Annotated in this window: 32 protein-coding genes; all 32 read left to right on the top strand. The window is 54.7% G+C overall.

Going from position 1 to position 22,200, the window contains the following annotated elements; genetic code table 11:
• Nucleotides 1-20: 20 nt before the first annotated feature.
• The 32 genes from rpoC to rpoA all read left to right on the top strand — a co-directional run bounded on the left by rpoC (nt 21) and on the right by rpoA (nt 22,190).
• Nucleotides 21-4,220, top strand: a complete 4,200-nt coding sequence (rpoC, locus tag C4J94_RS24460) for a DNA-directed RNA polymerase subunit beta' (protein WP_124388409.1) — start codon at nt 21-23, stop codon at nt 4,218-4,220.
• 216 nt (nt 4,221-4,436) lie between these two features.
• The gene (gene rpsL / locus C4J94_RS24455; protein WP_002555494.1) at nt 4,437-4,808 is read left to right on the top strand and encodes a 30S ribosomal protein S12; all 372 of its coding nucleotides are present in this window, start codon (nt 4,437-4,439) and stop codon (nt 4,806-4,808) included.
• Between the two features lie 118 nt (nt 4,809-4,926).
• Nucleotides 4,927-5,397, top strand: coding sequence for a 30S ribosomal protein S7 (rpsG, locus tag C4J94_RS24450; RefSeq protein WP_002555493.1), 471 nt, complete (start codon nt 4,927-4,929; stop codon nt 5,395-5,397).
• Nucleotides 5,398-5,427: 30 nt separating this feature from the next.
• Nucleotides 5,428-7,533, top strand: coding sequence for an elongation factor G (gene fusA, locus C4J94_RS24445; RefSeq protein ID WP_057724826.1), 2,106 nt, complete (start codon nt 5,428-5,430; stop codon nt 7,531-7,533).
• A gap of 30 nt (nt 7,534-7,563) precedes the next feature.
• Complete coding sequence (gene tuf / locus C4J94_RS24440) at nt 7,564-8,757, top strand: elongation factor Tu (protein ID WP_003176426.1); 1,194 nt, start codon at nt 7,564-7,566, stop codon at nt 8,755-8,757.
• 159 nt (nt 8,758-8,916) lie between these two features.
• A complete protein-coding gene (gene rpsJ / locus C4J94_RS24435) occupies nt 8,917-9,228 on the top strand; it encodes a 30S ribosomal protein S10 (RefSeq protein ID WP_003186070.1) in 312 nt (103 codons plus the stop codon).
• Between the two features lie 81 nt (nt 9,229-9,309).
• Nucleotides 9,310-9,945, top strand: a complete 636-nt coding sequence (gene rplC, locus C4J94_RS24430; protein ID WP_003194649.1) for a 50S ribosomal protein L3 — start codon at nt 9,310-9,312, stop codon at nt 9,943-9,945.
• A 12-nt stretch (nt 9,946-9,957) separates the two neighbouring features.
• Complete coding sequence (rplD, locus tag C4J94_RS24425) at nt 9,958-10,560, top strand: 50S ribosomal protein L4 (protein WP_003176424.1); 603 nt, start codon at nt 9,958-9,960, stop codon at nt 10,558-10,560.
• On the top strand, nt 10,557-10,856 hold the full coding sequence (gene rplW / locus C4J94_RS24420) for a 50S ribosomal protein L23 (RefSeq protein ID WP_002555488.1): 300 nt from the start codon (nt 10,557-10,559) through the stop codon (nt 10,854-10,856). The genes rplD and rplW overlap by 4 nt, the downstream gene beginning before the upstream one ends.
• 14 nt (nt 10,857-10,870) lie before the next feature.
• Entirely contained in the window at nt 10,871-11,695 is an 825-nt protein-coding gene (gene rplB / locus C4J94_RS24415; protein ID WP_003176423.1) for a 50S ribosomal protein L2, read from the top strand.
• A 16-nt stretch (nt 11,696-11,711) separates the two neighbouring features.
• Complete coding sequence (gene rpsS, locus C4J94_RS24410) at nt 11,712-11,987, top strand: 30S ribosomal protein S19 (RefSeq protein WP_002555486.1); 276 nt, start codon at nt 11,712-11,714, stop codon at nt 11,985-11,987.
• An 11-nt stretch (nt 11,988-11,998) separates the two neighbouring features.
• Nucleotides 11,999-12,331, top strand: coding sequence for a 50S ribosomal protein L22 (gene rplV, locus C4J94_RS24405; RefSeq protein WP_003103908.1), 333 nt, complete (start codon nt 11,999-12,001; stop codon nt 12,329-12,331).
• A gap of 13 nt (nt 12,332-12,344) precedes the next feature.
• Complete coding sequence (gene rpsC / locus C4J94_RS24400) at nt 12,345-13,031, top strand: 30S ribosomal protein S3 (RefSeq protein WP_003176422.1); 687 nt, start codon at nt 12,345-12,347, stop codon at nt 13,029-13,031.
• A gap of 12 nt (nt 13,032-13,043) precedes the next feature.
• The gene (rplP, locus tag C4J94_RS24395) at nt 13,044-13,457 is read left to right on the top strand and encodes a 50S ribosomal protein L16 (protein ID WP_003232424.1); all 414 of its coding nucleotides are present in this window, start codon (nt 13,044-13,046) and stop codon (nt 13,455-13,457) included.
• Nucleotides 13,457-13,648, top strand: a complete 192-nt coding sequence (gene rpmC / locus C4J94_RS24390) for a 50S ribosomal protein L29 (RefSeq protein WP_002555481.1) — start codon at nt 13,457-13,459, stop codon at nt 13,646-13,648. Before rplP ends, rpmC begins: the two co-directional genes overlap by 1 nt.
• A 2-nt stretch (nt 13,649-13,650) precedes the next feature.
• Complete coding sequence (gene rpsQ, locus C4J94_RS24385) at nt 13,651-13,917, top strand: 30S ribosomal protein S17 (RefSeq protein ID WP_003176419.1); 267 nt, start codon at nt 13,651-13,653, stop codon at nt 13,915-13,917.
• Nucleotides 13,918-13,940: 23 nt separating this feature from the next.
• A complete protein-coding gene (rplN, locus tag C4J94_RS24380; protein WP_002555479.1) occupies nt 13,941-14,309 on the top strand; it encodes a 50S ribosomal protein L14 in 369 nt (122 codons plus the stop codon).
• 11 nt (nt 14,310-14,320) lie between these two features.
• Nucleotides 14,321-14,635: a 50S ribosomal protein L24 gene (gene rplX, locus C4J94_RS24375; protein WP_003176416.1), complete on the top strand. Its 315-nt coding sequence runs from the start codon at nt 14,321-14,323 to the stop codon at nt 14,633-14,635.
• 20 nt (nt 14,636-14,655) lie between these two features.
• Nucleotides 14,656-15,195 carry a 50S ribosomal protein L5 gene (gene rplE, locus C4J94_RS24370; RefSeq protein WP_003176415.1) on the top strand — a complete coding sequence of 180 codons (540 nt, stop codon included), beginning with the start codon at nt 14,656-14,658 and terminating at the stop codon, nt 15,193-15,195.
• Between the two features lie 13 nt (nt 15,196-15,208).
• A complete protein-coding gene (rpsN, locus tag C4J94_RS24365; protein WP_003176414.1) occupies nt 15,209-15,514 on the top strand; it encodes a 30S ribosomal protein S14 in 306 nt (101 codons plus the stop codon).
• A 209-nt stretch (nt 15,515-15,723) separates the two neighbouring features.
• Nucleotides 15,724-16,116, top strand: coding sequence for a 30S ribosomal protein S8 (gene rpsH, locus C4J94_RS24360; protein ID WP_003176413.1), 393 nt, complete (start codon nt 15,724-15,726; stop codon nt 16,114-16,116).
• 12 nt (nt 16,117-16,128) lie between these two features.
• Nucleotides 16,129-16,662, top strand: coding sequence for a 50S ribosomal protein L6 (gene rplF / locus C4J94_RS24355; RefSeq protein ID WP_003176412.1), 534 nt, complete (start codon nt 16,129-16,131; stop codon nt 16,660-16,662).
• 10 nt (nt 16,663-16,672) lie between these two features.
• The gene (gene rplR, locus C4J94_RS24350; protein ID WP_017135964.1) at nt 16,673-17,023 is read left to right on the top strand and encodes a 50S ribosomal protein L18; all 351 of its coding nucleotides are present in this window, start codon (nt 16,673-16,675) and stop codon (nt 17,021-17,023) included.
• Between the two features lie 3 nt (nt 17,024-17,026).
• Nucleotides 17,027-17,527 (top strand): 30S ribosomal protein S5, encoded by a 501-nt coding sequence (rpsE, locus tag C4J94_RS24345; protein ID WP_003176409.1) that lies wholly within the window; start codon nt 17,027-17,029, stop codon nt 17,525-17,527.
• Between the two features lie 2 nt (nt 17,528-17,529).
• Nucleotides 17,530-17,706, top strand: a complete 177-nt coding sequence (rpmD, locus tag C4J94_RS24340; RefSeq protein WP_003176408.1) for a 50S ribosomal protein L30 — start codon at nt 17,530-17,532, stop codon at nt 17,704-17,706.
• Nucleotides 17,707-17,709: 3 nt separating this feature from the next.
• Entirely contained in the window at nt 17,710-18,147 is a 438-nt protein-coding gene (gene rplO / locus C4J94_RS24335) for a 50S ribosomal protein L15 (protein WP_003176407.1), read from the top strand.
• Nucleotides 18,148-19,476 (top strand): preprotein translocase subunit SecY, encoded by a 1,329-nt coding sequence (gene secY, locus C4J94_RS24330; RefSeq protein WP_003194637.1) that lies wholly within the window; start codon nt 18,148-18,150, stop codon nt 19,474-19,476.
• A gap of 28 nt (nt 19,477-19,504) precedes the next feature.
• On the top strand, nt 19,505-19,621 hold the full coding sequence (gene rpmJ, locus C4J94_RS24325) for a 50S ribosomal protein L36 (protein ID WP_002555468.1): 117 nt from the start codon (nt 19,505-19,507) through the stop codon (nt 19,619-19,621).
• A gap of 129 nt (nt 19,622-19,750) precedes the next feature.
• Nucleotides 19,751-20,107, top strand: coding sequence for a 30S ribosomal protein S13 (gene rpsM / locus C4J94_RS24320; protein WP_003210063.1), 357 nt, complete (start codon nt 19,751-19,753; stop codon nt 20,105-20,107).
• Nucleotides 20,108-20,137: 30 nt separating this feature from the next.
• The gene (rpsK, locus tag C4J94_RS24315) at nt 20,138-20,527 is read left to right on the top strand and encodes a 30S ribosomal protein S11 (protein WP_002555466.1); all 390 of its coding nucleotides are present in this window, start codon (nt 20,138-20,140) and stop codon (nt 20,525-20,527) included.
• 18 nt (nt 20,528-20,545) lie between these two features.
• Nucleotides 20,546-21,166: a 30S ribosomal protein S4 gene (gene rpsD, locus C4J94_RS24310; RefSeq protein WP_003176404.1), complete on the top strand. Its 621-nt coding sequence runs from the start codon at nt 20,546-20,548 to the stop codon at nt 21,164-21,166.
• A gap of 22 nt (nt 21,167-21,188) precedes the next feature.
• Nucleotides 21,189-22,190, top strand: a complete 1,002-nt coding sequence (gene rpoA / locus C4J94_RS24305; protein WP_003176403.1) for a DNA-directed RNA polymerase subunit alpha — start codon at nt 21,189-21,191, stop codon at nt 22,188-22,190.
• Nucleotides 22,191-22,200 lie beyond the last annotated feature (10 nt).

Raw genomic sequence — 22,200 nt, 5'->3', positions numbered from 1 at the left:
CTCCGCCAGGAGGAAAGGCCTTGAAAGACCTACTGAATTTGCTGAAAAACCAGGGTCAAGTCGAAGAGTTCGACGCCATCCGTATTGGATTGGCATCGCCTGAGATGATCCGTTCGTGGTCGTTCGGTGAAGTTAAAAAGCCGGAAACCATCAACTACCGTACGTTCAAACCTGAGCGTGACGGCCTGTTCTGCGCCAAGATCTTTGGCCCGGTAAAGGATTACGAGTGCCTGTGCGGTAAGTACAAGCGCTTGAAGCACCGTGGTGTGATCTGCGAGAAGTGCGGCGTTGAAGTTGCGCTGGCCAAGGTTCGTCGTGAGCGCATGGCGCACATTGAACTGGCTTCGCCGGTTGCCCACATCTGGTTCCTGAAATCGCTGCCGTCCCGTATCGGCTTGCTGATGGACATGACCCTGCGTGATATCGAACGCGTTCTCTACTTCGAGAGCTATGTCGTTATCGACCCAGGCATGACCACCCTTGAAAAAGGTCAGCTGCTGAACGACGAGCAGTACTTCGAAGCGCTGGAAGAGTTCGGCGACGACTTTGATGCCCGCATGGGTGCCGAAGCTGTCCGTGAGCTGCTGCACGCTATCGACCTGGAACACGAGATTGGCCGTCTGCGCGAAGAAATTCCGCAAACCAACTCCGAAACCAAGATCAAGAAGCTGTCCAAGCGTCTGAAGTTGATGGAAGCCTTCCAGGGTTCCGGCAACCTGCCAGAGTGGATGGTGCTGACCGTTCTGCCGGTTCTGCCGCCAGACTTGCGTCCGCTGGTACCGTTGGACGGTGGTCGTTTCGCGACGTCCGACCTCAACGACCTGTACCGCCGCGTGATCAACCGTAACAACCGCTTGAAGCGCCTGCTCGATCTGTCCGCTCCGGACATCATCGTGCGCAACGAAAAGCGTATGTTGCAGGAAGCTGTCGATGCTCTGCTCGACAACGGTCGTCGTGGCCGCGCTATCACCGGTTCGAACAAGCGTCCTCTGAAATCCCTGGCTGACATGATCAAGGGTAAGCAAGGTCGTTTCCGTCAGAACTTGCTCGGTAAGCGTGTTGACTACTCCGGTCGTTCGGTAATTACCGTAGGCCCGACCCTGCGTCTGCACCAGTGCGGTCTGCCTAAGAAGATGGCGCTCGAGCTGTTCAAGCCGTTCATCTTCGGCAAGCTGGAAATGCGCGGTCTCGCGACCACCATCAAAGCGGCCAAGAAAATGGTCGAGCGCGAACTGCCAGAGGTTTGGGACGTTCTCGCTGAAGTGATTCGCGAACACCCGGTTCTCCTCAACCGTGCACCGACCCTTCACCGTCTGGGTATCCAGGCGTTTGAACCGGTACTGATCGAAGGCAAGGCTATCCAGCTGCACCCTCTGGTCTGTGCTGCGTACAACGCCGACTTCGACGGCGACCAAATGGCCGTGCACGTACCGCTGACACTGGAAGCCCAGTTGGAAGCGCGTGCGTTGATGATGTCGACCAACAACATTCTGTCGCCAGCCAACGGTGAGCCAATCATCGTTCCGTCGCAGGACGTTGTATTGGGTCTGTACTACATGACCCGTGAAGCGATCAATGCCAAGGGCGAAGGTCGTGTGTTCGCTGACCTGCAGGAAGTTGACCGTGTGTTCCGTGCCGGCGAAGCCGCACTGCACGCCAAGGTCAAAGTGCGGATCCACGAAACCGTCAATGACCGTGACGGCGGCAGCGTGAGCAATGTTCGTATCGTCGACACGACTGTCGGCCGTGCGCTGTTGTATCAGGTTGTACCAAAAGGTCTGTCGTACGACGTCGTCAACCTGCCAATGAAGAAAAAGGCGATCTCCAGGCTGATCAACCAATGCTACCGCGTGGTTGGTTTGAAAGAGACCGTGATCTTCGCTGACCAGTTGATGTACACCGGTTTTGCTTATTCGACCATTTCCGGCGTTTCCATCGGTGTTAACGACTTCGTTATCCCTGATGAAAAAGCTCGCATCATCGCGGCTGCAACCGATGAAGTGAAAGAGATCGAGAGCCAGTACGCCTCCGGCCTGGTAACCCAGGGCGAGAAGTACAACAAAGTAATCGACCTTTGGTCCAAGGCCAACGACGAAGTTTCCAAGGCGATGATGGCCAACCTCTCGAAAGAGAAAGTCATCGACCGTCACGGCGACGAAGTTGACCAAGAGTCCTTCAACTCGATGTACATGATGGCCGACTCGGGCGCGCGGGGTTCTGCTGCGCAGATCCGTCAGCTCGCCGGTATGCGTGGCCTGATGGCCAAGCCGGACGGTTCCATCATCGAAACGCCGATTACCGCGAACTTCCGTGAAGGTTTGAGCGTACTTCAGTACTTCATCTCCACTCACGGTGCTCGTAAGGGTCTGGCGGATACCGCGTTGAAAACCGCTAACTCCGGTTACCTGACACGTCGTCTGGTAGACGTTGCCCAGGATCTGGTTGTAACCGAGATCGATTGCGGCACCGAGCATGGCCTGCTGATGACTCCGCACATTGAAGGCGGTGACGTTGTAGAGCCACTGGGTGAACGCGTATTGGGTCGTGTTATTGCCCGTGACGTATTCAAGCCGGGTACCGAGGAAGTTATCGTTCCTGCCGGCACTCTGGTGGATGAGAAGTGGGTCGAGTTCATCGAGCTCAACAGCATCGACGAAGTAATCGTTCGTTCGCCGATCAGCTGCGAAACCCGCTACGGCATCTGCGCCAAGTGCTACGGTCGTGATTTGGCTCGTGGTCACCAGGTGAACATCGGTGAAGCGGTCGGCGTTATCGCTGCCCAGTCCATCGGTGAGCCGGGTACCCAGCTGACCATGCGTACGTTCCACATTGGTGGTGCGGCAAGCCGGACCTCCGCAGCCGACAGCGTTCAGGTGAAGAACGGCGGTACTGTCCGTCTGCACAACCTGAAGCACGTTGAGCGAGTGGATGGTCACCTGGTTGCTGTGTCCCGTTCTGGTGAGCTGGCGATCGCTGATGACTACGGTCGTGAGCGTGAGCGTTACAAGCTGCCGTACGGTGCTGTAATTTCGGTCAAGGAAGGTGACAAGGTCGACGCTGGCGCAATCGTGGCCAAGTGGGATCCGCACACTCACCCAATCGTTACCGAAATGAAAGGTACCGTGACCTACGTGGGCATGGAAGAAGGCATCACGATCAAACGTCAGACTGACGAATTGACCGGTATGACCAACATTGAAGTACTCGACGCGAAAGATCGTCCAGCTGCCGGTAAAGACATCCGTCCTGCCGTGAAGATGGTCGATGACAACGGCAAGGACTTGTTGCTGCCAGGCACTGACGTAATCGCTCAGTACTTCCTGCCAGCCAACGCCCTGGTCGGTGTAGCGGATGGTGCGAAGATCGCGATCGGTGATGTTATCGCGCGTATCCCGCAAGAAACCTCGAAGACTCGAGACATCACCGGTGGTCTGCCGCGTGTTGCCGACTTGTTCGAAGCTCGTCGTCCGAAAGAGGCGTCGATTCTGGCTGAAGTCAGCGGCACCATCGCGTTCGGTAAAGAGACCAAGGGCAAGCGCCGTCTGGTCATTACCCCGAACGACGGTAGCGATCCGTACGAAGAGCTGATTCCTAAGTGGCGTCACCTGAACGTCTTCGAAGGCGAACAGGTAAACCGCGGCGAAGTTATCTCCGACGGCCCGAGCGATCCACACGACATCCTGCGTCTGCTGGGTGTGAGTGCGCTGGCCAAGTACATCGTTAACGAGATCCAGGACGTTTACCGTCTGCAAGGCGTGAAGATCAACGATAAGCACATCGAGACCATCCTGCGTCAGATGTTGCGTAAAGTTGAAATCGCTGAATCCGGCGATTCCAGTTTCATCAAGGGCGACCAGATGGAACTGACTCACGTACTGGTAGAGAACGAGCGTCTGGCTGGCGACGAGAAATTCGTTTCCAAGTTCACTCGTGTACTGCTGGGTATTACCAAGGCGTCGTTGTCCACTGAGTCGTTCATCTCGGCGGCCTCCTTCCAGGAGACCACTCGCGTACTGACCGAAGCAGCGGTAACCGGCAAGCGCGATTACCTGCGCGGCCTGAAAGAAAACGTGGTCGTGGGTCGTTTGATCCCGGCGGGTACCGGTTTGGCTTACCACAGCGAGCGTAAGCGCCGCCGTGACGCTGACAAACCGTTGCGCGTAAGCGCCAGTGAAGTGGAAGCTGCACTGACCGAAGCGCTGAACTCAAGCGGTAACTGAGTTCTGCGATAAATAAGTCCGGGCCCTGGCAGCCCCATTCGTCGGATCGAGGCATTTTTGCCCCGGTTCGACGGGAGGGGAGGTCGGGGCCTTGCCTTGACTGGGGACAAGATCCTCTTTAGACTCTTGTACCCCTAAATTTGGCGGGAATTCGTTCCTGCCATTTTGCTTTTCTTGCAAGACAATAGCGTCGCAAGACAACAGTGGAGCTAGTAGATGGCAACTATCAACCAGCTGGTACGTCAGCCGCGTAAGCGTATCGTCGAGAAATCCGACGTGCCTGCGCTGCAGAACTGCCCGCAACGTCGTGGCGTATGCACCCGTGTGTATACCACCACGCCGAAAAAACCTAACTCGGCACTGCGTAAAGTATGCCGTGTGCGTCTGACCAACGGTTTCGAGGTTTCCTCGTACATCGGCGGTGAAGGCCACAACCTGCAAGAGCACAGCGTGGTACTGATCCGCGGCGGTCGTGTAAAAGACTTGCCAGGTGTTCGTTACCACACCGTACGTGGCTCCTTGGATACTTCCGGTGTTAAAGGTCGTAACCAGGGTCGTTCGAAGTACGGTACCAAAAAGCCTAAGTAGTAGCGGCTTTTTGTAAACCTGAATCATCTTATTTTCTGAGTCGATAAGAGTAAGGTCGGAGGCGTCCCGAAAGGGCACCGATTCCGAGCGAACCTGAAGACCGTTTGAGGGCTTATCCATGCCAAGAAGACGCGTAGCAGCCAAGCGCGAAGTGCTTGACGATCCAAAATACGGAAGCCAAATTCTGGCCAAGTTCATGAACCACGTGATGGAAAGCGGCAAGAAAGCCGTTGCCGAGCGTATCGTTTATGGCGCGCTGGAAAAGGTTAAAGAACGCAAGAACAGCGACCCCCTGGAAATCTTCGAGAAAGCTCTCGACGCCATCGCTCCGCTGGTCGAAGTGAAGTCGCGCCGTGTAGGCGGTGCTACTTACCAGGTTCCGGTTGAAGTTCGTCCGTCCCGTCGTAACGCTCTGGCAATGCGCTGGTTGGTAGACTTCGCCCGTAAGCGCGGCGAGAAGTCTATGGCCCTGCGTTTGGCCGGCGAACTGTTGGACGCTGCTGAAGGTAAAGGTGCTGCTGTTAAGAAGCGTGAAGACGTGCACCGTATGGCTGAAGCTAACAAAGCTTTCTCGCACTACCGCTTCTAATTTTAGCTTCACTAATTTTGCGAGGGCTTTATGGCTCGTACTACTCCGATTAGCCGTTACCGTAACATCGGTATCGTCGCTCACGTGGATGCTGGTAAAACCACCACCACCGAGCGCGTACTGTTTTACACCGGCAAAAGTCACAAGATGGGCGAGGTGCATGATGGCGCCGCGACCACAGACTGGATGGTTCAGGAGCAGGAGCGTGGTATTACCATTACTTCTGCTGCTATTACCGCCTTCTGGAAAGGTTCCGAGAAGCAGTACAAAGACGAGCACCGCTTCAACGTAATCGATACCCCAGGCCACGTAGACTTCACCATTGAAGTTGAACGTTCCCTGCGCGTACTCGACGGCGCTGTCGTTGTGTTCTGTGGTACCTCGGGTGTTGAGCCTCAGTCGGAAACCGTATGGCGCCAAGCCAACAAATACGGCGTTCCACGTCTTGTTTACGTAAACAAGATGGACCGTGCTGGTGCCAACTTCCTGCGCGTGATCGGTCAGATCAAACAGCGTCTGGGTCACACCCCGGTTCCTATCCAATTGGCTATCGGTTCCGAAGATAATTTCCAGGGGCAGATCGATCTGCTGACCATGGAAGCTGTCTACTGGAACGATGCCGACAAAGGTATGGTTCCTGTTCGCAAGCCTATCCCTGCTGAACTGCAGGAACTGGCTGACGAATGGCGCAACAACATGGTTGAAGCTGCGGCCGAAGCCAATGAAGAGCTGATGAACAAATACCTCGAAGGTGAAGAACTCACCAACGCGGAAATCAAGGCCGCTCTGCGTCAGCGTACTATCGCTGGTGAGATCGTCTTGGCTGTTTGTGGTTCCTCGTTCAAGAACAAGGGCGTTCCCCTGGTTCTCGATGCTGTGATCGACTACCTGCCGGCACCGGTTGATATTCCTGCCATCAAGGGTACTGACCCGGATGACGAGACTATCGAGCTGGAGCGTCATGCAGACGACGCAGAACCGTTCTCCGCTCTGGCATTTAAAATTGCCACTGACCCATTCGTGGGTACCTTGACCTTCGTCCGCGTTTACTCGGGCGTGTTGAACTCCGGCGACGGCGTAATCAACTCGGTTAAAGGCAAGAAAGAGCGCGTGGGCCGTATGGTGCAAATGCACGCAAACGCCCGCGAAGAGATCAAGGAAGTGCGCGCTGGTGACATCGCGGCCTTGATCGGCATGAAGGACGTCACCACCGGTGAAACCTTGTGCAACGCTGACAAGCCAATCATCCTGGTTCGCATGGACTTCCCGGAGCCGGTTATTTCGGTTGCCGTAGAGCCAAAGACCAAGGATGACCAGGAAAAAATGGGTATCGCTCTGGGCAAACTTGCTCAGGAAGATCCATCTTTCCGCGTCAAGACTGATGAAGAGACTGGTCAAACGATCATCTCCGGCATGGGCGAGCTTCACCTGGACATCCTGGTTGACCGGATGCGCCGTGAGTTCAACGTCGAAGCCAACATCGGTAAGCCTCAGGTTTCCTATCGTGAGCGCATCACGAAGAACTGTGAAATCGAAGGCAAGTTCGTTCGTCAATCCGGCGGTCGTGGTCAGTTCGGTCACTGCTGGATCCGTTTTGCTCCTGCTGACGAAGGTCAGGAAGGTCTGCAATTCGTGAACGAAGTAGTAGGTGGTGTTGTTCCTAAGGAATACATCCCTGCTATCCAGAAGGGTATCGAAGAGCAGATGAAGAACGGTGTTGTTGCCGGCTATCCGCTGATCGGCCTGAAAGCAACCGTTTTTGACGGTTCTTACCACGACGTCGACTCCAACGAGATGGCGTTTAAGGTGGCTGCCTCCATGGCAACCAAGCAGCTGGCCCAGAAGGGCGGTGGTGAGTTGCTTGAGCCAATCATGGCGGTAGAAGTTGTTACACCTGAAGACTATATGGGTGATGTCATGGGCGACCTTAACCGTCGTCGCGGCATGATCTTGGGTATGGAAGACACGGTTTCCGGCAAAGTGATTCGCGCCGAGGTTCCGTTGGGTGAGATGTTCGGTTATGCGACCGACGTTCGCTCCATGTCTCAGGGTCGCGCAAGCTACTCTATGGAATTCAAAAAATACAACACAGCTCCGGCGCACATCGCTGAAACTGTATCCAAAAAACAAGGCTGATTCAGTCCTTTAGGCAAGGAGTTAATTGTCGTGGCTAAAGAAAAATTTGATCGTTCCCTACCGCACGTCAACGTTGGCACTATCGGTCACGTTGACCACGGTAAAACCACTCTGACTGCTGCTCTGACTCGCGTTTGCTCCGAAGTATTCGGTTCCGCAATCGTTGATTTCGATAAAATCGACAGCGCGCCAGAAGAAAAAGCTCGTGGTATCACCATCAACACCGCGCACGTTGAATACAACTCGCTGATCCGTCACTACGCTCACGTTGACTGCCCAGGTCACGCTGACTATGTGAAGAACATGATCACCGGTGCTGCCCAGATGGACGGCGCAATCCTGGTTTGCTCGGCCGCTGATGGTCCGATGCCACAAACCCGTGAGCACATCCTGCTGTCCCGTCAGGTTGGCGTTCCGTACATCGTGGTTTACCTGAACAAGGCTGACCTGGTAGACGACGCTGAGCTGCTGGAACTGGTTGAGATGGAAGTGCGCGACCTGCTGAGCACTTACGACTTCCCAGGTGACGACACTCCGATCATCATCGGTTCTGCTCGTATGGCTCTGGAAGGCAAAGACGACAACGAAATGGGCACCACGTCCGTTCGTAAACTGGTTGAGACTCTGGACAGCTACATCCCAGATCCAGTCCGTGTTATCGACAAGCCGTTCCTGATGCCAATCGAAGACGTATTCTCGATCTCCGGTCGCGGTACTGTTGTAACTGGTCGTATCGAGCGCGGTATCGTCAAGGTTCAAGATCCACTGGAAATCGTTGGTCTGCGTGACACTACCGTCACCACCTGCACCGGTGTTGAAATGTTCCGTAAACTGCTCGACGAAGGTCGTGCTGGCGAGAACTGCGGCGTGCTGCTGCGTGGTACCAAGCGTGACGACGTTGAGCGTGGCCAGGTTCTGGTCAAGCCAGGTTCGGTTAAGCCGCACACCAAGTTCGAAGCTGAAGTGTACGTGCTGAGCAAAGAAGAAGGCGGTCGTCACACTCCGTTCTTCAAAGGCTACCGTCCACAGTTCTACTTCCGTACTACTGACGTGACTGGTAACTGCGAACTGCCGGAAGGCGTAGAAATGGTAATGCCAGGCGACAACATCAAAATGGTTGTCACCCTGATCAAAACCATCGCTATGGAAGACGGTCTGCGTTTCGCAATCCGTGAAGGCGGCCGTACCGTTGGTGCTGGCGTTGTAGCTAAAATCATCGAGTAATTATCTCTTCTGAGATAGTTCTGATGTTTTGAAAAGGCCCCCGCTCAGCGGGGGCCTTTTTTATTGGGTTGACACCCATCAGGGCCGTCTATAGAATTGCGCCTCCTTTTAACGGGCGTATTGCGCTCGCTGGGAATAGCAGCCGGAGTCTGAAATCCAATGCAAAATCAGCAAATCCGTATCAGGTTGAAGGCTTTTGACCATCGCCTGATCGACCAATCCACCCAGGAAATCGTGGAAACCGCGAAACGTACTGGTGCTCAAGTGCGTGGTCCAATTCCACTGCCTACCCGTAAAGAGCGGTTCACCGTTCTGGTCTCCCCGCACGTCAACAAAGACGCGCGTGACCAGTACGAGATCCGCACTCATAAGCGCGTACTGGACATCGTCCAGCCAACGGATAAAACCGTTGATGCACTTATGAAGCTTGATCTGGCGGCCGGTGTGGAAGTACAGATCAGCCTCGGCTAAGACTTGGGTCTTAGTCGTGTAACGCTCTGAAATGGGCGGCCATAGCGGGTGAAAGCCCCGTACACTCATGAGGTTTACAACATGACTATTGGTGTAGTCGGTCGTAAATGCGGTATGACCCGTATTTTCACCGAAGAAGGTGTCTCCATTCCGGTCACGGTCATTGAGATCGAACCGAATCGCGTCACCCAGTTCAAAACTGAAGAGACCGATGGCTATCGTGCAGTGCAAGTCACTGTCGGCGAGCGTCGTGCTTCGCGCGTGACTGCTGCTCAAGCAGGTCACTTCGCTAAAGCAAACGTTGCAGCTGGTCGCACCGTCATGGAGTTCCGTCTTGAAGACGGCGACTACCAGGCTGGCGATCTGATCAACGCTGAAATCTTCGCTGCTGGTCAACTGGTTGATGTAACCGGTCAGTCCAAAGGTAAAGGCTTCCAGGGTACGATCAAGCGTTGGAATTTCCGTGGTCAAGACAACACTCACGGTAACTCCGTTTCCCACCGCGTCCCGGGCTCTATTGGCCAGTGCCAGACTCCTGGTCGTGTATTCAAGGGCAAAAAAATGTCCGGTCATATGGGCGCTGAGCGCGTGACCGTGCAGTCCCTCGAAGTAGTGCGCGTCGACGCTGAACGCAATCTGTTGTTGGTCAAGGGTGCTGTTCCTGGCGCTACTGGCGGCAACCTGGTTGTACGTCCAGCGGCCAAGGCTCGCGGTTAAGGGGAAGCTGACATGCAATTAAATGTAAATGACGCTCAAGCGATCGAAGTTTCCGAACTGACATTTGGCGGCGAATTCAACGAGACGCTGGTTCACCAAGCAGTCGTGGCCTACATGGCTGGCGGCCGTCAAGGTAGCAAGCAGCAAAAGACCCGTTCCGACGTACGTGGTGGCGGTAAGCGCCCTTGGCGTCAGAAAGGCACTGGCCGTGCTCGTGCCGGTACTATCCGTAGCCCAATCTGGCGTGGCGGTGGTACCACTTTCGCAGCTCGTCCACAGGATCACTCTCAGAAGCTCAACAAGAAGATGTACCGCGCAGCTCTGCGCTCCATCCTTGCTGAACTCGTGCGTACTGATCGTCTGGTCGTGGTTCAAGACTTCGCTGTTGAAAGTCCAAAAACCAAAGATCTGCTGGGCAAACTGAACAACATGAGCCTGACCGATGTTTTGATCGTGTCTGAAGCTGTTGATCAGAACCTGTACCTGGCTGCTCGCAACCTGCCACACGTTGATGTACGTGACGTGCAAGGTTCCGATCCAGTTAGTCTGATCGCATACGACAAGGTGTTGATCACCGTGTCGGCCGTGAAGAAATTCGAGGAGCTGCTGGGATGAACCAGGAACGCGTATTTAAAGTTCTGCTTGGCCCGCACGTTTCCGAAAAGGCTACGGTTCTGGCTGACAAGAAAGGCCAGTTCGTTTTCAAGGTTGCAACTGACGCAACCAAGCTGGAAATCAAGAAGGCCGTCGAAAGCCTGTTCAGCGTGAAAGTAGAGCGTGTTACTACCCTGAATGTTCTGGGTAAGAGCAAGCGCACTGCTCGCGGTCTGGGCAAGCGTAATGACTGGAAGAAGGCAGTTATCTCCCTTCAGCCAGGCCAAGATCTCGATTTCAGCAGCAGTGCTGAGTAAGGAAGGGGTGCATCATGGCAATCGTTAAATGCAAACCGACTTCCCCTGGCCGCCGTTTTGTGGTCAAGGTGGTCAACCAGGAGCTGCATAAAGGCGCTCCTCACGCACCGCTGCTCGAGAAGAAATCGAAGACTGGTGGTCGTAACAACAATGGTCGTATTACCACTCGTCACATCGGTGGTGGCCATAAGCAGCATTATCGTCTGGTCGATTTCCGTCGCAACGACAAAGATGGCATCTCCGCCACTGTCGAGCGTATTGAATACGATCCAAACCGTACTGCTCACATCGCTCTGCTGCTGTACGCAGATGGCGAGCGTCGCTACATCATCGCCCCTAAAGGCGTGAGTGCTGGCGACCAGCTGATTGCAGGTGCCTTGGCACCGATCAAGCCGGGCAACGCTCTGCAATTGCGCAACATTCCAGTTGGTAGCACCGTACACGGCATCGAATTGAAGCCAGGTAAAGGCGCGCAAATCGCTCGTTCCGCTGGTGCTTCGGCTCAGCTGATCGCTCGTGAAGGTGTCTACGTGACCCTGCGTCTGCGTTCTGGTGAGATGCGTAAAGTGCTGGCTGAATGCCGTGCGACCCTGGGCGAAGTCTCGAACTCCGAGCACAGCCTGCGTTCGCTGGGTAAAGCTGGTGCCAAACGCTGGCGTGGCGTTCGCCCAACCGTTCGTGGTGTTGCCATGAACCCGGTTGACCACCCACACGGTGGTGGTGAAGGTCGTACCTCTGGTGGTCGTCATCCGGTATCGCCATGGGGCTTCCCGACTAAGGGCGCGAAGACTCGTGGTAATAAGCGTACCGACAAAATGATCGTCCGTCGTCGCAAGTAAATAGAGGGATACGACAGTGCCACGTTCTCTGAAAAAAGGTCCTTTTATTGATCTTCACCTACTGAAGAAGATCGAAGTGGCGGCGGAAAAGAACGATCGCAAACCAGTTAAGACCTGGTCGCGTCGTTCGATGATCCTGCCACAAATGGTCGGTCTGACCATCGCTGTACACAACGGTCGTCAACACGTCCCAGTTCTCGTTAACGAAGACATGGTCGGCCACAAACTGGGCGAGTTTGCCGGTACCCGCACTTATCGTGGGCACGTGGCAGACAAGAAAGCCAAGCGTTAAGGGGTTAGGAAATGGAAGTAGCCGCTAAGTTGTCGGGCGCTCGAATCTCCGCCCAGAAAGCCCGCTTGGTCGCCGACCAGATCCGCGGGAAGAAGGTGGGCGAAGCGCTCAACCTGTTGGCTTTCAGCAGTAAGAAAGCCGCCGAGATCATGAAGAAAGTGCTGGAGTCGGCCGTAGCCAACGCCGAGCATAACGAAGGCGCAGACGTTGATGACCTTAAGGTCAGCACCGTTTTCGTCAACGAAGGGCGTTCGCTGAAGCGCATCATGCCACGTGCCAAAGGCCGTGCTGATCGCATCGTCAAGCGGTCTTGCCATATCACTGTCAAGGTTGCTGACAAGTAACGGAGTCGAAGAGATGGGTCAGAAAGTACATCCCATTGGCATTCGCCTGGGAATCGTCAAGGAGCACACCTCCGTCTGGTACGCAGACGGTCGGACTTATGCGGACTATTTGTTCGCTGATCTGAAGGTGCGTGAGTATCTCCAAGACAAACTAAAAAGCGCGTCCGTAAGCCGTATCGATATCCATCGTCCGGCACAAACTGCACGTATCACCATCCACACCGCTCGTCCAGGTATCGTTATCGGGAAGAAAGGTGAAGATGTTGAGAAACTGCGTCAGGACCTGACCAAGCAAATGGGTGTGCCTGTGCACATCAATATCGAAGAGATCCGCAAGCCGGAGCTCGACGGTATGCTGGTTGCGCAGAGCGTAGCTCAGCAGCTGGAGCGTCGCGTAATGTTCCGTCGCGCTATGAAGCGCGCTGTACAGAACGCCATGCGCATTGGTGCCAAAGGCATCAAAATCCAAGTGAGCGGTCGTCTCGGCGGTGCTGAAATCGCACGTACTGAATGGTATCGCGAAGGTCGTGTGCCATTGCACACCCTGCGTGCCGACATCGACTATGCCAACTACGAAGCTCACACCACCTACGGTGTGATCGGTGTAAAGGTTTGGATCTTCAAAGGCGAAGTAATTGGTGGTCGCCAAGAAGAACTGAAACCACAAGCACCAGCGCCTCGTAAAAAAGCTGCTAAGTAAGGGGTACGCCAAATGTTGCAACCAAAGCGTACGAAGTTCCGCAAGCAGATGACCGGCCACAACCGTGGTCTGGCTCAGCGCGGTAGCAAAGTCAGCTTCGGCGAGTTCGCGCTGAAGTCTGTAGCTCGTGGTCGTCTCACCGCTCGTCAGATCGAGTCAGCGCGTCGTGCTCTGACCCGTCACGTTAAACGTGGCGGCAAGATCTGGATCCGTGTATTCCCGGACAAGCCGATCTCCAAAAAACCTCTCGAGGTTCGGATGGGTAAAGGTAAGGGTAACGTGGAATACTGGGTAGCCCAGATTCAGCCAGGCAAAGTCCTGTATGAAATCGAGGGTGTAACTGAAGAGCTGGCGCGTGAGGCTTTTGCCCTGGCTGCTGCAAAGCTGCCGCTCGCCACCGCCTTTGTTAAACGGACGGTGATGTGATGAAAGCGAATGAACTTCGTGAAAAATCCGCACAGCAGCTGAACGAGCAACTGCTCGGCCTGCTGCGCGACCAGTTCAATCTGCGTATGCAGAAAGCAACTGGCCAGTTGGGGCAGTCTCATCTGCTCTCGCAAGTTAAGCGTGACATCGCTCGCGTGAAGACTGTGCTCAACCAGCAGGCAGGTAAGTGATCATGGCTGAAGCCGAAAAGACTGTCCGTACGCTGACTGGCCGTGTTGTCAGCGACAAGATGGACAAAACCATCACCGTTTTGATCGAGCGTCGCGTTAAGCACCCGATCTACGGTAAATATGTTAAGCGTTCGACTAAGCTGCACGCGCACGACGAAACCAATCAGTGCCACATCGGCGACAAAGTCACTATTCGTGAAACTCGTCCGCTGGCCAAGACCAAGTCTTGGGCATTGGTTGATGTTCTCGAACGCGCTGTGGAAGTCTAAGGACTAGGGGTCGGAGAAATTATATGATTCAGACTCAATCCATGCTCGATGTGGCCGATAACAGCGGCGCTCGCCGCGTTATGTGCATCAAGGTGCTGGGTGGCTCCCATCGTCGTTACGCTGGTATCGGTGACATCATCAAGGTTACCGTCAAGGAAGCAATTCCTCGCGGTAAAGTGAAAAAAGGCCAAGTGATGACTGCTGTTGTAGTCCGCACTCGTCACGGCGTACGTCGTGCTGATGGCTCCATTATCCGCTTTGATGGCAACGCTGCTGTTCTTCTGAACAACAAGCAAGAGCCTATCGGCACCCGTATCTTTGGGCCAGTGACCCGTGAACTTCGTACTGAGAAGTTCATGAAGATCGTCTCGCTCGCCCCAGAAGTGCTGTAAGGAGATCCGACATGCAAAAGATTCGTCGTGACGACGAGATCATCGTGATCGCCGGCAAAGACAAAGGTAAGCGCGGTAAGGTGCTTAAGGTTCTCGCTAATAACCGTCTGGTTATCGGCGGTCTGAACCTGGTCAAGCGTCATACCAAGCCTAACCCGATGTCGGGCGTGCAGGGCGGTATCGTCGAAAAAGAAGCTCCGCTGGACGCTTCTAACGTCGCCATTTTCAACGGCGAAACCAACAAGGCTGACCGCGTTGGTTTCAAAGTAGAAGATGGCAAGAAAATTCGTGTCTTCAAGTCGACCCAAAAAGCGGTTGATGCTTGAACACTGCTAGGTAGAAGACCATGGCACGACTAAAAGAGATTTACTGGAAAGAAATCGCACCGAAACTTAAGGAAGAACTTAAGCTTTCGAACGTGATGGAAGTTCCACGCGTTACCAAAATCACCCTGAACATGGGTTTGGGCGAAGCGGTCGGTGACAAAAAAGTCATCGAGCACGCTGTTGCTGACCTGGAAAAGATCACCGGCCAGAAAGTCGTTGTGACCTACGCTCGGAAATCCATCGCTGGCTTTAAAGTCCGCGAAGGTTGGCCGATCGGCGTCAAAGTGACCCTGCGCCGTGAGCGTATGTACGAGTTCCTGGATCGTCTGCTGTCGATCTCCCTGCCTCGGGTTCGCGACTTCCGCGGCCTGAATGCCAAGTCCTTCGATGGTCGTGGTAACTACAGCATGGGCGTGAAAGAGCAGATCATCTTCCCGGAAATCGACTACGACAAGATCGATGCTCTCCGCGGTCTGGACATCACCCTGACCACCACTGCCAAGAACGATGATGAAGGTCGCGCCCTGTTGCGTGCTTTCAAATTCCCGTTCCGCAACTGATTGGAGTAGGACCATGGCCAAGATGAGCATGAAAAACCGCGAGCTGAAGCGTCAGCTCACGGTTGCCAAGTACGCCAAGAAGCGTGCAGCACTGAAAGCAATCATCGTTGATCTGAACGCAAGTCCAGAAGCGCGCTGGGAAGCTACAGTTGCTCTGCAGAAGCAGCCACGTGACGCAAGCGCCTCGCGCATGCGTAACCGCTGCCGCCTGACCGGTCGTCCACACGGCGTTTACCGCAAGTTCGGCCTCGGCCGTAACAAACTGCGTGAAGCGGCAATGCGTGGTGACGTACCAGGTCTGGTTAAAGCCAGCTGGTAAGTACTTTCAGCGTCAAGGCGGTTGGGATCGCAAGATACTGACCGCCGGTGACCTTGAATCTGGAACAAGCCCCTTTTGGGGCTTGTTTCATTTCCGCAGTGTGTCTAAAATACGCGGCTCGCCTGAGCCCGTGTTTTTTATGCTCGGAGATTCTCGGCGACATATGTAGCCGCAAGGCTAATTTTTTGTGTATTAGGAGCGTCTAGCCCATGAGTATGCAGGACCCGTTAGCGGACATGCTAACTCGTATCCGTAATGCCCAGATGGCTGAAAAGTCCGTCGTAAGCATGCCATCTTCCAAGTTGAAGGTAGCTGTTGCCAAAGTCCTGAAAGACGAAGGCTACATTGCGGGTTATCAGATCAGCAGCGAAATCAAGCCACTGCTGTCCATCGAGCTGAAGTACTTCGAAGGCCGTTCGGTCATCGAGGAAGTGAAGCGCGTTAGCCGTCCAGGCCTGCGTCAGTACAAGTCCGCTGAAGATCTGCCGAAAGTTCGTGGCGGTCTGGGCGTGTCTATCGTCTCCACCAACAAAGGTGTGATGACGGATCGTGCTGCGCGCGCTGCCGGTGTCGGCGGCGAAGTTCTTTGCACTGTGTTCTAAGGGGGGATAAGCATGTCTCGCGTCGCTAAGAACCCCGTTAAGCTGCCAGCCGGTGTCGAAGTCAAATTCGCAGGCCAACAGCTTTCGGTGAAGGGTGCCAAGGGCACTCTTGAACTGAACATCCATTCGTCCGTTGAGATCGTTGAAGAAGCTGGTGAGCTGCGTTTCGCTGCTCGCAATGGCGATCAACAAACTCGCGCAATGGCCGGTACCACGCGTGCGTTGGTAAACAACATGGTCCAAGGCGTAAGCCAAGGCTTCGAGCGTAAGCTCCAGCTGGTCGGTGTTGGTTACAAAGCGCAAGCAAAAGGCACGGTTCTGAACCTTGCCCTTGGCTTCTCGCACCCAGTGGATTACGAACTGCCGGAAGGCATCACCGCTGAGACCCCTAGCCAAACCGATATCCTGATCAAGGGCATCGATAAGCAGCTGGTAGGTCAGGTGGCCGCTGAGATCCGCGACTTCCGTCCACCAGAGCCGTACAAAGGCAAAGGTGTGCGCTACGCGGACGAAGTCGTCCGTCGTAAAGAAGCCAAGAAGAAGTAGGGCATAGCAAATGACCGACAAAAAAGTTACTCGACTGCGTCGCGCTCGCAAAGCACGCCTGAAAATGCACGAACTCGAAGTCGTGCGTCTCTGCGTGTACCGCTCGTCGCAGCACATCTACGCCCAGGTCATCTCGGCCGACGGCAACAAGGTCCTGGCAAGCGCCTCGACTTTGGATAAAGAACTGCGTGATGGTGCCACCGGCAACATCGACGCGGCCACAAAGGTTGGCCAGCTGGTCGCTACACGTGCTAAGGCCGTGGGCGTCTCGCAAGTGGCTTTCGACCGCTCTGGCTTCAAGTACCACGGCCGCGTTAAAGCGCTGGCTGATGCTGCTCGTGAAGCTGGGCTGGAGTTCTAAGTTATGTCAAATAACGACCAAAAGCGCGACGAAGGCTACATTGAGAAGCTGGTTCAAGTTAACCGCGTAGCCAAAACCGTTAAGGGCGGCCGTATCTTCACTTTTACCGCGTTGACCGTGGTTGGTGATGGTAAAGGGCGCGTTGGCTTCGGCCGTGGCAAGTCACGTGAAGTGCCTGCCGCGATCCAGAAGGCAATGGAAGCTGCTCGTCGCAACATGATCCAAGTTGATCTGAACGGCACCACTCTGCAGTACGCAATGAAGTCCGCCCATGGCGCTTCGAAGGTGTACATGCAGCCTGCTTCTGAAGGTACCGGTATCATCGCTGGCGGCGCTATGCGTGCTGTCCTCGAAGTTGCTGGCGTTCAGAACGTTCTGGCCAAGTGCTACGGCTCGACTAACCCGGTAAACGTGGTTCACGCCACTTTCAAGGGTCTGAAAGCCATGCAATCTCCTGAGTCCATTGCTGCCAAGCGCGGCTTGACTGTCAAGGAGATCTTCTGATCATGGCTACCGTTAAAGTAACGCTGATCAAAAGCATGACCGGCCGCATCCCTAACCACAAATTGTGCGTTAAAGGTCTGGGTCTGCGTCGCATCGGTCACACTGTAGAAGTCCAGGATACTCCCGAGAATCGCGGGATGATCAACAAGGCTTACTACATGCTGCGTGTAGAGGGTTAATCGATGAAACTCAATGATCTGAGTCCAGCGCCGGGTTCCCGTCGCGAAAAGCATCGTCCGGGCCGTGGTATCGGTAGCGGTTTGGGTAAGACTGGTGGCCGTGGCCACAAAGGTCAAACCTCCCGCTCCGGTGGCACCATCGCTCCAGGCTTTGAAGGCGGTCAACAGCCGCTGCATCGTCGCCTGCCTAAGTTCGGTTTCGTATCCCTGAAAGCCATGGACCGCGCAGAAGTGCGTCTGTCCGAGCTGGCTAAAGTGGAAGGCGACATCGTTACTGTGCAGACCCTGAAAGATGCCAACGTGATCAACGTCAACGTACAGCGTGTGAAAATCATGCTGTCCGGTGAAGTGACTCGCGCTGTCACTATCGGCAAGGGAATCGGCGCCACCAAAGGTGCGCGTTCGGCTATCGAAGCAGCTGGCGGCAAGTTCGAGGAATAAATGGCTAAGCAAGGTGCTCTCTCAGCGCTCGGCAAAGGCGGTATGTCTGAACTTTGGGCTCGTCTGCGTTTTCTGTTCCTGGCGATTATCGTCTACCGAATAGGCGCACACATCCCGGTTCCAGGTATCAACCCGGACCGACTCGCAGACCTGTTTCGACAGAATGAGGGGACCATTCTTAGCTTGTTCAACATGTTTTCCGGCGGCGCGCTGGAGCGGATGAGCATCTTTGCACTGGGGATCATGCCGTACATTTCGGCATCGATCATCATGCAACTGATGACCGCCGTCAGCCCGCAGCTGGAGCAGTTGAAGAAGGAAGGTGAAGCTGGCCGTCGCAAGATTAGCCAGTACACCCGCTACGGCACTGTCGTCCTCGCCCTGGTTCAAGCTATCGGCATGTCCGTTGGCCTGGCCGGGCAGGGCGTTGCGTTCACTGGTGACTTTGGCTTCCATTTCGTCGCGGTATCCACTTTTGTGGCTGGTGCGATGTTCATGATGTGGCTGGGTGAGCAGATTACTGAGCGTGGTGTTGGTAACGGTATCTCGATGTTGATTTTCGCAGGTATCGTCGCCGGTCTTCCGAGAGCAATCGGGCAGTCTTTCGAGTCTGCGCGTCAGGGTGATATCAATATCTTCGCCCTGGTTGCCATCGGTTTGCTGGCAGTAGCGATTATCGGTTTTGTGGTGTTCATTGAGCGTGGCCAGCGTCGTATTGCTGTTCACTACGCCAAGCGTCAGCAGGGCCGTAAGGTCTTTGCTGCGCAGACCAGCCACTTGCCGCTGAAAGTGAATATGGCCGGCGTCATTCCGGCAATTTTCGCGAGCAGCATCTTGCTGTTTCCGGCTTCGTTGGGTACCTGGTTTGGTCAGTCTGAAAATATGGGCTGGCTGCAGGACCTCTCTCAGTCGATCGCTCCTGGTCAGCCGTTGAATATTCTGCTGTTTAGTGCAGGGATTATTTTCTTCTGCTTCTTCTATACGGCGTTGATGTTCAATCCGAAAGACGTAGCGGAAAACCTGAAGAAGTCCGGTGCCTTTATTCCGGGTATTCGTCCAGGTGAGCAGTCTGCGCGCTACATTGATGGCGTTCTGACTCGTTTGACCCTGTTCGGTGCTCTATATATGACGGCCGTGTGCCTGCTTCCCCAGTTCCTGGTGGTTGCAGCAAACGTTCCGTTCTACCTTGGCGGGACCTCGTTGCTGATCGTGGTCGTGGTTGTGATGGACTTCATGTCCCAAGTACAATCGCACCTCGTTTCGCACCAGTACGAATCCCTGATGAAGAAAGCCAACCTGAAGGGCTACGGCAGCGGCATGTTGCGCTGAGTACCCCATAAGGTTCGAGGAGTTGGTGATGAAAGTTCGTGCATCGGTGAAAAAGCTGTGCCGTAACTGCAAGATTATTCGCCGCGAAGGTGTTGTTCGAGTAATTTGCAGCGCGGAACCGCGTCACAAACAGCGCCAAGGCTGAGTGTGATCCGCTTGAAGCCCGGCAGCTAGTGCGCTGCCGGGTTGATTATTTGTTATTACAGCGATATTATCTCGCGCCCTATTTCTTGGCTTCCGGGGCGTAGGTAGCTGTCAATTGGAGTCCCACTGAATGGCCCGTATTGCAGGCGTTAACATTCCAGATAACAAGCACACTGTTATCTCGCTGACCTACATCTATGGTGTTGGTCGCACTACTGCGCAGAAAATTTGCGCAGATACTGGGGTAAACCCAGCCGCAAAGATCAAGGATCTGAGCGACGAGCAGATTGAGCTGTTGCGTGGCGAAGTGGCGAAGTTCACCACTGAAGGTGACCTGCGTCGCGAAATCAACATGAAAATCAAGCGTTTGATGGACCTCGGTTGCTACCGTGGTCTGCGTCATCGTCGTGGTCTTCCAGTGCGCGGTCAGCGTACCAAGACTAACGCGCGTACCCGTAAAGGTCCGCGTAAGCCGATCCGCAAGTAATCGCCCACGCGAATCGACAGGAAAATTATCATGGCAAAACCTGCTGCTCGTCCTCGTAAAAAAGTTAAAAAGACAGTGGTTGATGGCATCGCCCACATCCATGCATCTTTTAACAACACAATCGTGACCATCACCGACCGTCAAGGTAACGCGCTTTCTTGGGCTACCTCCGGTGGTTCGGGTTTCCGCGGTTCCCGCAAGTCCACCCCGTTCGCTGCTCAAGTAGCTGCTGAACGTGCTGGTCAAGCTGCGCTGGAATACGGCCTGAAAAACCTCGACGTTAACGTCAAAGGTCCAGGTCCAGGTCGTGAGTCTGCTGTCCGTGCTTTGAACGGCTGTGGCTATAAGATCGCCAGCATCACCGACGTGACGCCAATCCCGCACAACGGGTGCCGTCCGCCGAAGAAGCGCCGCGTGTAATCCAGGAGATTGTAAAGAATGGCTCGTTACATTGGTCCAAAATGCAAACTCGCTCGTCGCGAAGGCACCGATCTCTTCTTGAAGAGCGGCGTGCGCGCGATCGAATCGAAGTGCAACATTGAAGCGGCACCTGGTATCCACGGCCAACGCCGCGGTCGCCAGTCCGATTACGGCACCCAACTGCGTGAAAAGCAGAAGGTCCGTCGTATCTACGGCGTTCTCGAGCGTCAGTTCAGCGGCTACTACAAAGAAGCTGCTGGCAAGAAAGGTGCAACCGGTGAAAACCTGCTGCAACTGCTCGAATGCCGTCTGGACAACGTTGTATACCGTATGGGCTTTGGTTCGACTCGTGCCGAATCCCGTCAGCTGGTATCGCACAAGTCGATCAGCGTTAACGGTCAAACCGTAAACGTTCCGTCCTACCAGGTTCGTGCTGGTGACGTGGTCGCAGTTCGCGAGAAAGCAAAAAACCAACTTCGCATTGTCCAAGCTCTCGATCTGTGTGCCCAACGTGGCCGCGTAGAATGGGTAGAAGTAGACACTGAGAAGAAGTCGGGCGTTTTCAAGAACGTTCCTGCTCGCAGTGATCTGTCCGCCGACATCAACGAAAGCCTGATTGTCGAGCTCTACTCCAAGTAAGGGCTAGAAAATAGGTGCATCCATGCAGATTTCGGTAAATGAGTTCCTGACACCCCGCCACATTGATGTGCAGGTTGTCAGTCCAACCCGCGCCAAAATTACTCTCGAGCCTCTCGAGCGTGGTTTTGGCCACACCCTGGGCAACGCGCTGCGCCGCATCCTGTTGTCCTCAATGCCCGGCTGTGCAGTAGTCGAGGCCGAGATTGACGGTGTGCTCCACGAGTACAGCGCCATCGAAGGTGTACAGGAAGACGTAATTGAAATCCTGTTGAACCTTAAAGGTCTGGCTATCAAGCTGCACGGCCGTGACGAAGTTACGCTGACCTTGTCGAAGAAGGGTTCGGGGGTGGTTACCGCTGCCGATATTCAGCTGGATCATGATGTCGAGATCGTTAACCCCGATCACGTAATCGCTAACCTGGCGTCTAACGGCGCCCTGAACATGAAGCTCACCGTAGCTCGTGGTCGTGGTTATGAACCGGCCGACTCGCGTCAGAGCGATGAAGACGAAAGCCGCAGCATTGGTCGCTTGCAGCTTGACTCTTCGTTCAGCCCGGTTCGCCGTATCGCATACGTGGTGGAAAACGCCCGTGTCGAGCAGCGTACTAACCTGGATAAGCTGGTTATTGATCTGGAAACCAACGGTACTCTGGATCCTGAAGAGGCTATTCGCCGCGCTGCAACCATTCTGCAACAGCAGTTGGCTGCGTTCGTCGACCTCAAGGGTGACAGCGAACCAGTGGTAATCGAGCAGGAAGACGAGATCGATCCGATCCTGCTTCGCCCGGTTGACGATCTGGAACTGACTGTACGTTCGGCTAACTGCCTTAAGGCGGAAAACATTTACTACATCGGCGACCTGATTCAGCGTACCGAAGTAGAACTGTTGAAGACTCCGAACCTGGGCAAGAAATCCTTGACTGAAATCAAGGACGTTCTGGCCTCCCGCGGTCTGTCCCTCGGCATGCGCCTCGACAACTGGCCGCCTGCAAGTCTTAAGAAGGACGACAAGGCGACTGCCTGATCGTCGTAAT

The sequence above is a fragment of the Pseudomonas sp. R5-89-07 genome (genome assembly GCF_003851685.1).
In the GTDB taxonomy this organism is placed as follows: Bacteria; Pseudomonadota; Gammaproteobacteria; order Pseudomonadales; family Pseudomonadaceae; genus Aquipseudomonas.
Note: the sequence above shows the minus strand (reverse complement) of the source record. Positions and strands in the feature narration are given on the sequence as shown.

Coding starts and splice junctions, on each gene's coding strand:
- rpsK (WP_002555466.1), top strand. CDS start 20,138: ATGGCAAAACCTGCTGCTCGTCCTCGTAAAAAAGTTAAAAAGACAGTG.
- fusA (WP_057724826.1), top strand. CDS start 5,428: ATGGCTCGTACTACTCCGATTAGCCGTTACCGTAACATCGGTATCGTC.
- rplV (WP_003103908.1), top strand. CDS start 11,999: ATGGAAGTAGCCGCTAAGTTGTCGGGCGCTCGAATCTCCGCCCAGAAA.
- rpsE (WP_003176409.1), top strand. CDS start 17,027: ATGTCAAATAACGACCAAAAGCGCGACGAAGGCTACATTGAGAAGCTG.
- rplC (WP_003194649.1), top strand. CDS start 9,310: ATGACTATTGGTGTAGTCGGTCGTAAATGCGGTATGACCCGTATTTTC.
- rpmD (WP_003176408.1), top strand. CDS start 17,530: ATGGCTACCGTTAAAGTAACGCTGATCAAAAGCATGACCGGCCGCATC.
- rpsC (WP_003176422.1), top strand. CDS start 12,345: ATGGGTCAGAAAGTACATCCCATTGGCATTCGCCTGGGAATCGTCAAG.
- rpsH (WP_003176413.1), top strand. CDS start 15,724: ATGAGTATGCAGGACCCGTTAGCGGACATGCTAACTCGTATCCGTAAT.
- rplF (WP_003176412.1), top strand. CDS start 16,129: ATGTCTCGCGTCGCTAAGAACCCCGTTAAGCTGCCAGCCGGTGTCGAA.
- rplN (WP_002555479.1), top strand. CDS start 13,941: ATGATTCAGACTCAATCCATGCTCGATGTGGCCGATAACAGCGGCGCT.
- rpsJ (WP_003186070.1), top strand. CDS start 8,917: ATGCAAAATCAGCAAATCCGTATCAGGTTGAAGGCTTTTGACCATCGC.
- rplP (WP_003232424.1), top strand. CDS start 13,044: ATGTTGCAACCAAAGCGTACGAAGTTCCGCAAGCAGATGACCGGCCAC.
- rplD (WP_003176424.1), top strand. CDS start 9,958: ATGCAATTAAATGTAAATGACGCTCAAGCGATCGAAGTTTCCGAACTG.
- rpsL (WP_002555494.1), top strand. CDS start 4,437: ATGGCAACTATCAACCAGCTGGTACGTCAGCCGCGTAAGCGTATCGTC.
- rpsN (WP_003176414.1), top strand. CDS start 15,209: ATGGCCAAGATGAGCATGAAAAACCGCGAGCTGAAGCGTCAGCTCACG.
- rplE (WP_003176415.1), top strand. CDS start 14,656: ATGGCACGACTAAAAGAGATTTACTGGAAAGAAATCGCACCGAAACTT.
- rpsD (WP_003176404.1), top strand. CDS start 20,546: ATGGCTCGTTACATTGGTCCAAAATGCAAACTCGCTCGTCGCGAAGGC.
- rplR (WP_017135964.1), top strand. CDS start 16,673: ATGACCGACAAAAAAGTTACTCGACTGCGTCGCGCTCGCAAAGCACGC.
- rpsG (WP_002555493.1), top strand. CDS start 4,927: ATGCCAAGAAGACGCGTAGCAGCCAAGCGCGAAGTGCTTGACGATCCA.
- rplO (WP_003176407.1), top strand. CDS start 17,710: ATGAAACTCAATGATCTGAGTCCAGCGCCGGGTTCCCGTCGCGAAAAG.
- rpmJ (WP_002555468.1), top strand. CDS start 19,505: ATGAAAGTTCGTGCATCGGTGAAAAAGCTGTGCCGTAACTGCAAGATT.
- secY (WP_003194637.1), top strand. CDS start 18,148: ATGGCTAAGCAAGGTGCTCTCTCAGCGCTCGGCAAAGGCGGTATGTCT.
- rpoA (WP_003176403.1), top strand. CDS start 21,189: ATGCAGATTTCGGTAAATGAGTTCCTGACACCCCGCCACATTGATGTG.
- rpsQ (WP_003176419.1), top strand. CDS start 13,651: ATGGCTGAAGCCGAAAAGACTGTCCGTACGCTGACTGGCCGTGTTGTC.
- rplX (WP_003176416.1), top strand. CDS start 14,321: ATGCAAAAGATTCGTCGTGACGACGAGATCATCGTGATCGCCGGCAAA.
- rpsM (WP_003210063.1), top strand. CDS start 19,751: ATGGCCCGTATTGCAGGCGTTAACATTCCAGATAACAAGCACACTGTT.
- rpmC (WP_002555481.1), top strand. CDS start 13,457: ATGAAAGCGAATGAACTTCGTGAAAAATCCGCACAGCAGCTGAACGAG.
- rplW (WP_002555488.1), top strand. CDS start 10,557: ATGAACCAGGAACGCGTATTTAAAGTTCTGCTTGGCCCGCACGTTTCC.
- rplB (WP_003176423.1), top strand. CDS start 10,871: ATGGCAATCGTTAAATGCAAACCGACTTCCCCTGGCCGCCGTTTTGTG.